Source organism: Streptomyces sp. NBC_01306 (genome assembly GCF_026340465.1).
Taxonomy (GTDB): domain Bacteria; phylum Actinomycetota; class Actinomycetes; order Streptomycetales; family Streptomycetaceae; genus Streptomyces.
Map to the genome: position 1 here is coordinate 2,245,499 of NZ_JAPEPC010000001.1, position 7,391 is coordinate 2,252,889.

The window sequence follows — 7,391 nt, forward strand, 5'->3', positions numbered from 1 at the left end:
AGGGCAGGGCCTTCCTGGTCCAAGGAGACAGAGTTGAATTACCTGTGGGTTAACGGGCGGATAAGAAACAGTTGTCCGTTGTGCCGCAGGAGAATTTCATCAACCACCCACCATTGACGGCCAGGTAGTTGATCCGATGATCGGTTCGAACTCACGATAGTGTTCGCCCCGTTCCCGGGTCGACCCGCACCCCCGGACGGGAGAGAATCGAAACGCCGTGAGCGACACCACCGTCGGATTGTGCCGAATAGCCGTAAGAGCGCCTGAAAATTCCTATGAGTTGGGCGTACCGGTCGACGTACCGCTGGCCGACCTCATCCCCGTCCTCGTCGAGTACGCCGGCGGGGAGCCGCACGAGCAGGGCGCCGTCCATGGCGGCTGGACCCTCCAGCGGCTGGGCGCCGCCCCCCTGGACGAGGAAGGGACCCCGCAGTCGCTGGAGTTGCGCGACGGCGAGACGCTGTACCTGCGGGCCCGTCACGAGACGCTTCCCGAAGTCGACTTCGACGATCTGGTCGACGGAATCGGCGAGACGCTGCGGGCCCGGCCCGACACCTGGCGTCCCGCGCTGACCAGACGGCTGCTGATCGGTCTTGCCGTGGCCGGTCTGACGGCGGCTCTGTTCACCGTCGCGCTGCCCGGCCCCACCGGATGGCGGGCCGCCGCTGCCGCCGTACTCGCCGTACTGCTGCTCGCCGGGGCCACGGCCGCGTCGCGCGCTGTCGGGGACGCGGGGGCGGGCGCCGCTCTCGGGCTGATGGCCGTGCCCCATCTGGCGCTGGCCGGGGCGCTGTTGCCGACCGCCGGGCACGGCGAGTCCGTGTTCGGGCCGCGGCTGCTGGCAGGCGGCGCTGCCGCGGCGGGCGCCGCGGTCCTCGCGCTGGCCGCGGTCGGCGCGTTCGCCCCGCTGTTCCTGGGGGCCTTCACGGTCGCCCTGTTCGCCGCGGTCGGCGGCATCGTCTGCGCGGGCGGTGTGCCGTTGTCGCACACCGCCGGCTATCTCGCGGTGGGCGCGGTCGCCACCGGAAGCTTCGTACCGGGTCTGGCCTTCCGCCTGGCCGGGCTGCGGCTGCCACCGCTGCCGTCCAGCGCCGACGAACTCCAGGAGGGCATCGAGCCCTTCGAGGCCGAGCGGGTCCGGGTGCGCGCCCGGTCCGCCGACGCCTACGCCACCGGCTGCTCCGCCGCGCTCGGGCTGATCCTCGCGGGCTGTGTGACGGCGCTGCTCACCGGGCCCGAATCCGACGGCTGGCCGGCGCCGGTCCTCGCGGTGACGCTCGGCCTCCTGCTGCTGCTGCACACCCGGACCGTCGGCGGTGCCTGGCAGCGTCTGGTCATGGCGGTGCCCGGGGCGTACGCCCTGGTACTCGCGGCCTGCACGGACGCGGTCGGTACCGGCCTGCCGGGGCGGCTGGAGGTCACCGGCATCCTGACGGCCGCAGCGGCGGTCACGGTGATCGCCGCCTGGACCGTGCCCGGCCGCAGGCTCGTGCCGTACTGGGGGCGCGCGGCCGACATGCTGCACAGCCTGACGGCGCTCGTGCTGCTGCCGCTCGCACTGCTGCTGGCCGGGGTGTTCGGCACGCTGCGCGGCATCTGGGGCTGACGGCCCCGCTCACGATCAGCACACTGAGGAAGCAGAGCAGTGAGGAACACCCATGCAGTCCAGGCGTGACCAGGTCCAGGCCCATTTGTTCGTCATGGGCCGGCTCTCCTCCGGTATGCAGCGCGCCGAACCGGACGCACCCGACACCCCGACCGCCCGGACCTGGCGCGGGATCATCTGGGGCCTGCTGGCCGCCTGTCTCGCCGCGCTGGTCACGACGTTGTACGGCCTGATCTCGCCCGGCGGCGCGACGTCCTGGCGCACCGACGGCGCACTGGTGGTGGTCAAGGACTCGGGGGCCCGGTACGTCTACGTCGGCGGCACGCTGCACCCCGTACTGAACGAGGCGTCGGCGCGGCTGCTGGCCGGGGACAAGCTGTCCGTCCAGCAGGTCGCAGCGGCCTCCCTCGGGGACACTCCGCGCGGGACGCCGCTCGGCATCGTGGGTGCGCCCGACGGGCTGCCGAAGGGCTCGCTCGACCGGGGCACCTGGTCGGTCTGTGCGGGCCGCAAGGACACCGGAACCGGCGGCACCAGCACGGTCACCTCCGCGGTGATCGGCGCCGAACCGGGCGGCAACGGACTGGGCGCCAAGGACGGCGTACTGGTGTCGTCGCCCCATGGAGGGGTCCAACTCCTCTGGCAGGGAAGACGGTTCGCGGTCGACACCAAGCACGGTGCGGCTGCGGCGCTCGGCTGGGCGGGGACCACCGCCCCGTACCCGGTCGGCGACGCCTTCCTCGCCTCGCTGGTGGCCGGGCCCGACCTGGCGGCCCCCGAGGTGCCGGGCCGTGGCGGGGCGGGTCCGCGGCTGGCGGGTGCGGCGAGCCGGACAGGCCAGCTGTTCACCGGCGACGGCGGCCAGCACTATCTGCTGCGCAAGGACGGCCTCGTACCGCTGACGGACACCCTGCACCGGCTGCTGCTCGGCGACCCGCGCACCCAGGCGCAGGCGTACGGCGGCGCCGCGGTGCGTGAACGCGCGGTGGGCGCGGCCGACCTGGCCGCCCATCAGGTCCCGGCGTCGGCAGGTGCGGCGCTCGCCGCCGACCTGCCCGCGACCGCACCGCATCCGGTGTCGGCCGCCGCAGGTCAGGACGTGTGCGCCCGGGTCGCTCCCAGCGGCTCCGAGCACACCACGACGGTGGCACTGGTCGACGCCACACAGGTGCCGGGCGGGGCGCCGGACGCCGAACCGGGTGTACGAGCCGGGTGCCTGGCCGCGGACCGGGTCTGGGTGCGACCGGGCTCGGGCGCCCTGGTGACGGCCCACTCCACGGCGGGCACCGGTTCCACCCGTTACCTGGTCACTGATGCGGGCGCCGCGTACCCGGTGCCCGGCGACGATGCTCTCAAGCGGCTCGGCTACCCGGTGAGCGAGTCGGTACAGCTGCCCGCGCCGCTGCTGGACCTGCTGCCGACCGGACCGAGTCTCGACCCGCAGGCGCTGGCGCGGGGCGGAATCGTAGGGGCCGGCCAGCCCACTGCGGAAGGTACCGGTAAGGAAAGAGTTGCAGGCACCCCGAATCAATCCAATGAACGATGCAGCAACAATTGACGTCAAAGCTCAAGCGAAGATCAAATGTTGATCCAGCAGGGTCAGTTGAGCGCTTCTCATGAGTATCGTGACGACACATGTCCGAATCCTGATGTGACCTGATGTGAATGGGGCCGACCATGAGCGATAACGCACCTGGACTGTTCAACCGGCAGCAAGTAGACGTCGACAAGGCCCGTACGGCCCTGGAGAACCACGTGGCCACCATGGCCCGCGCGGGTGCCACGGTGTCGGCGATCCACGACGACGTACGGATGGCGTACGTCGCCGACTCCTCCAGCATCTTCAGCAGCAAGCTCCAGCAGTGGATGCAGTCGTACAACGACATCAAGGGCAAGGTCGACGCTCTGCACTCCTCGCTGACGGCGGCCGACTCCATCCACAACACCAGTGAGATGGACGCCTCCCAGTACGCGAGCGCGTGGGACGGCGGCGGCAGCGGCTACTACCAGGCCCTCTCCGGCTGATCCACGGCCAACTCGCCCACCAGCACGGCCCCTTCCCCTCCCTCTCCCTCTCCCACATCTCCCGAAAGGACGACCGGACATGGCGGACGTCACACTCGAAGTCCAGCGTGCCAACGCGGCCATCGACGACATGGTCAAGGCCAACACGGACATGGTGAACGCGCTCCAGGAACTGCTCAGTCAGCTCGGCCCGCTCAAGGCGTCCTTCTCCGGTCAGACCGCGGCGGTGTACGAGGACTTCCAGAACCAGGCCAACACCGCCATCCAGACGATGAACGCCCAGTTCGGCACCGGCCAGCAGGCCCTGAAGGAAATGGTCGACGGCCAGGTCGCGGGTGACAAGCGCGGCTCAGGGATGTTCTGACCATGGCCAAGGACGACGGCGACGACGGGGACACCGGCACCTTCAAGGTGACCGAGGGCTGGCTCAAGGGTGAGGCCCGTACCAGGGTCCTCGGGCTCCAGGGCTGGCTCCAGTCGGGCCCCGACTACGCGACGCTGGGCGAATACGCAACCGAGTCGGGCGTCCACAAGGGACTCCTCGCGGGCTCGGGCACCCTGGGCGCCGACGCGACTCTGCACAAGGTGTTCACTCAGCTCTGCTCAAGCCTCAAGACGCAGCTGGACGTCATCGGGGACGGTTTCACCACCCTGTCGATCGACATGGCGACCGTCGACACCATTCTCCAGAACAGCGAGGACGACGCCGCCCTGACGGCGGCGGAAATGGACATGGAGCTGGCGAACGCCCTCAAGGAGTTCGGCGGCGCTCCCACCGCTCCTCCCAGCCCGTAACTCCGATACGCGGCACCGGCACCGTCCGACGTCAGCGTCGGGCGGTGCCGGACCGTCCGGCGCCTCCACCGCTCAGCCTCCGCACTGCGCAACTGTCTGCATCACACCCGTAAGGAACCCGCCATGGCCACCCCCTCGAAGCCGGAGGACTCATTCCCCGACCGGAAGTGGGAGGACGCACTCGCGTTCGTCGCCCCCAAAGACGGCGATCTGGCCAAGGTGACCAACCGCACGGATGTGACCAAGGATCCGTGGTTCAAGACCGATCACGTGGCAGTCTCGGATACCAACGGCGACGCCGGCCCTCCCTCAGGCTATGACTACGGCTGGTCGCAGGGCTGGGCAGCCAGTGGCGGCAGCAGGTACACGTACCAGATCGGGTTCAGCCTGACGCCCGAGGTCGGAGATAACGGCTCGGACACCGCGCTGTCCAAGTTCATCCACGAACCCTGGGCCATCATCGGGCCGCCGTTGAACACCCTGATCGGCAACTCCTCGATCAGCGTCGGCAGTTTCGACGACGGGGCGATGATGCTGCGCAACGTTCTCAATCACATGGATTTCCTGGAGAACGACATCAAGGCGTGGGTCAAGGACATCAACGTGCCGGACTCCGAGATGCAGGGCACGGCGGCCGGGGCCTTCAAGCGGGTCCTCGTGGCCGTGCAGCAGCAGGTGGCGTACCTCCACCAGGAGGTGGTGAACCGCGGGGACATCCCGACTCTCATGGACAGTGCGCGTGTCAAGCTCCACGATGCGATGGCCGCGTTGGTCAACGCGGCCGACACCTTCCGCAACGCCCCGGGCGGCTGGCCCGCCACCCATGTCCACGACATTTTCTTCAACGCCATGGCCGGCGCGACACTCACGTTCAGCGCGGACAGGGGTTCCGTCACTCTCGACGTCCCAGGACTCGGAAATCCAGTCAAGCCGGAATTCTGGTCCACGCTGGAGCAGCAGTCGAAGGATGCCTGGTTGAAGGGGGTGGCGGATGTGCTGGACATCGTCGCCAAGCCCCAGATGGGCTACGTGCAAACCGCCTACCAGGCCGCAATCGACGTGATCCCGGCGGCCGCCCTCACCAAGCCGCCGTACCGCGATCTCAACGCACCGAAGCCGCCGGGCGACGACACCGACACCGGTGACAAGAAGCCCCCCGGCGACGACACCGACACCGGTGACAAAAAGCCGCCCGGCGACGACACCGACACCGGTGACAAGAAGCCCCCCGGGGACGACACCAACACCGGTGACAAGCCGCCGGGTTCGGGCATCACCGGGCCGCCGAAGACCGAATCCAACGTCCCGCCCCCGCCGCCGCAGTCGAAGACGACCGGCCCCCCGCAGACCAACGAGGGTAACGGCGCCGGCAACACGCTGCTCGACAAGAACAACCAGTCGATCAAGGACTCGAAGGGCAACGAAACCCAGATCCCGCCCGGGTCCCACATCAACAAGGACGGCACGATCACCGGGCCCGACGGCAAACTGCTGTTGGGCGCCGACAAGAAGCCCCTCATGGCTCCGCCGAACTCCCACATCGGCCCCGGTACGACGACCGGCAACAGCAATAGCAACAGCAAGACCGGCCAGCAGCAGCTGAAGGAGCAGCAGGAGCTGGCGGAGAAGCAGATCAAGCAGCAGAAGGTCAACCAGCAGCAGCAGCTGAAGGACCAGCAGGATCTGCAGGAGAAGCAGCTCAAGCAGCGGAAGGCGCAGGAGGCCCAGGAGGTCGAGCAGGAGAAGGCCTACCAGAAGGCACTCTCCCAGATTCGCGGTGACGCCCGTACCGAGACCAGCGGCAACGGGTACGGGAACAAGACCGGAGGCGGCGGCAAGAACAAACTGAACCTGGAGGAGCTGCCGCCCCGGGGCAACGAGCGGCTCCCCAACGGCCGGAGCATCGGCGACCCCAAGACCTCGGTCTCGGACCGCGTCCGGACCCGCACCTCGGCCGACGAGCCCAATCTGGCCGCGGAGGAGTCCGCGGTCAGGCAGTCCTCCGCGATGAACCGCACGTCGTCCAACGGCCAGCCGATGATGCCTCCCATGGGTGGCGGAGGCGGTGGCGGGGGCGGCGGCGAGCGGGACCGTGAGCGCCGCACCTGGCTGGCAGAGGACGAAGAGACCTGGGGCACCTCCCAGGCAGCAGCACCGGGAGTGATCGGCTGATGGGTAACGGATTCCAGGAACAGCTCGACGAGATGATGGGAAAGCTCGCGGAGCACCGCGATTCCCTCCTCGCGACCCAGCGGGAGCTGGCCAAGTACACGGTCACCGTGCAGTCGAAGGACCGGTTGCTGACGGTCGTCGCGGGCGCCCAGGGCGACGTGCGGGAGATCAAGTTCCATACGGACGCGTACCGCGACATGGCGCCCGCCGAGTTGGGCGCGGCGTTGGTCGAGGTCATCGGCAAGGCCAGGGAGCAGGCCGGGCAGAAGGTCCGCGAGACCATGTCGCCGTTCCAGGGGGCGGGCGCCGCCATGCGCAAGTCGATGACGGGCGGCAGCGAATTCGACGACCTGATGGGTCCGTTGCGGGAGATGTGGCCGGGCCCCGAGGGGCCGGGCGGCACACCGGGCGCCGGGCGGAACGGCACGGGCAAGGGGAAGGGCGGTACCACGGGTGGCTGAGAAGATCACCACCATCGACCAGCTCAAGCAGCAGTTCGCCCAGTACCCGCAGATCGGGGAGCTGATCAAGCAGATCGGCGACTACCTGGCCCAGATCGACAAGATCAATATCGATGGCGGCGGCAAGGACGACGAGATCGCCAAGCAGTACCACGAGACCATCGACCCCGGTATGAAACACCTGCACGACCTGCTGACCCTGCTCAAGACCCTGGTCGAGCAGGTCGGGTACTCGGGATCCGACGTGATGGCCCTGTTCGACCGGGTAGAGGACGAAGCCAAGTCACTCGCGACCAGTTGGTCGAACGACTCCAAGTGATGAGAACCCACGG

The 7,391-nt window shown here is 68.8% G+C and carries 8 protein-coding genes; all 8 read left to right on the top strand.

All coding sequences use genetic code 11. The features are described 5' to 3' along the window. Nucleotides 1-217 precede the first annotated feature (217 nt). On the top strand, nucleotides 218-1,606 hold the full coding sequence (eccD, locus tag OG385_RS09620) for a type VII secretion integral membrane protein EccD (protein WP_266853676.1): 1,389 nt from the start codon (nucleotides 218-220) through the stop codon (nucleotides 1,604-1,606). 52 nt (nucleotides 1,607-1,658) lie between these two features. Beyond that, complete coding sequence (gene eccB / locus OG385_RS09625; RefSeq protein WP_266853678.1) at nucleotides 1,659-3,164, top strand: type VII secretion protein EccB; 1,506 nt, start codon at nucleotides 1,659-1,661, stop codon at nucleotides 3,162-3,164. Between the two features lie 119 nt (nucleotides 3,165-3,283). Further along, nucleotides 3,284-3,631, top strand: a complete 348-nt coding sequence (locus OG385_RS09630) for a hypothetical protein (RefSeq protein ID WP_266853680.1) — start codon at nucleotides 3,284-3,286, stop codon at nucleotides 3,629-3,631. A gap of 79 nt (nucleotides 3,632-3,710) precedes the next feature. Beyond that, a complete protein-coding gene (locus OG385_RS09635) occupies nucleotides 3,711-3,995 on the top strand; it encodes a WXG100 family type VII secretion target (protein ID WP_266853682.1) in 285 nt (94 codons plus the stop codon). 2 nt (nucleotides 3,996-3,997) lie between these two features. Next, nucleotides 3,998-4,426, top strand: a complete 429-nt coding sequence (locus OG385_RS09640) for a hypothetical protein (protein WP_266853683.1) — start codon at nucleotides 3,998-4,000, stop codon at nucleotides 4,424-4,426. 123 nt (nucleotides 4,427-4,549) lie between these two features. Next, complete coding sequence (locus OG385_RS09645; protein ID WP_266853685.1) at nucleotides 4,550-6,598, top strand: hypothetical protein; 2,049 nt, start codon at nucleotides 4,550-4,552, stop codon at nucleotides 6,596-6,598. Then, nucleotides 6,598-7,059, top strand: coding sequence for a YbaB/EbfC family nucleoid-associated protein (locus OG385_RS09650; RefSeq protein ID WP_266853686.1), 462 nt, complete (start codon nucleotides 6,598-6,600; stop codon nucleotides 7,057-7,059). Before OG385_RS09645 ends, OG385_RS09650 begins: the two co-directional genes overlap by 1 nt. Beyond that, the gene (locus OG385_RS09655; protein ID WP_266853688.1) at nucleotides 7,052-7,378 is read left to right on the top strand and encodes a hypothetical protein; all 327 of its coding nucleotides are present in this window, start codon (nucleotides 7,052-7,054) and stop codon (nucleotides 7,376-7,378) included. The genes OG385_RS09650 and OG385_RS09655 overlap by 8 nt, the downstream gene beginning before the upstream one ends. Nucleotides 7,379-7,391 lie beyond the last annotated feature (13 nt).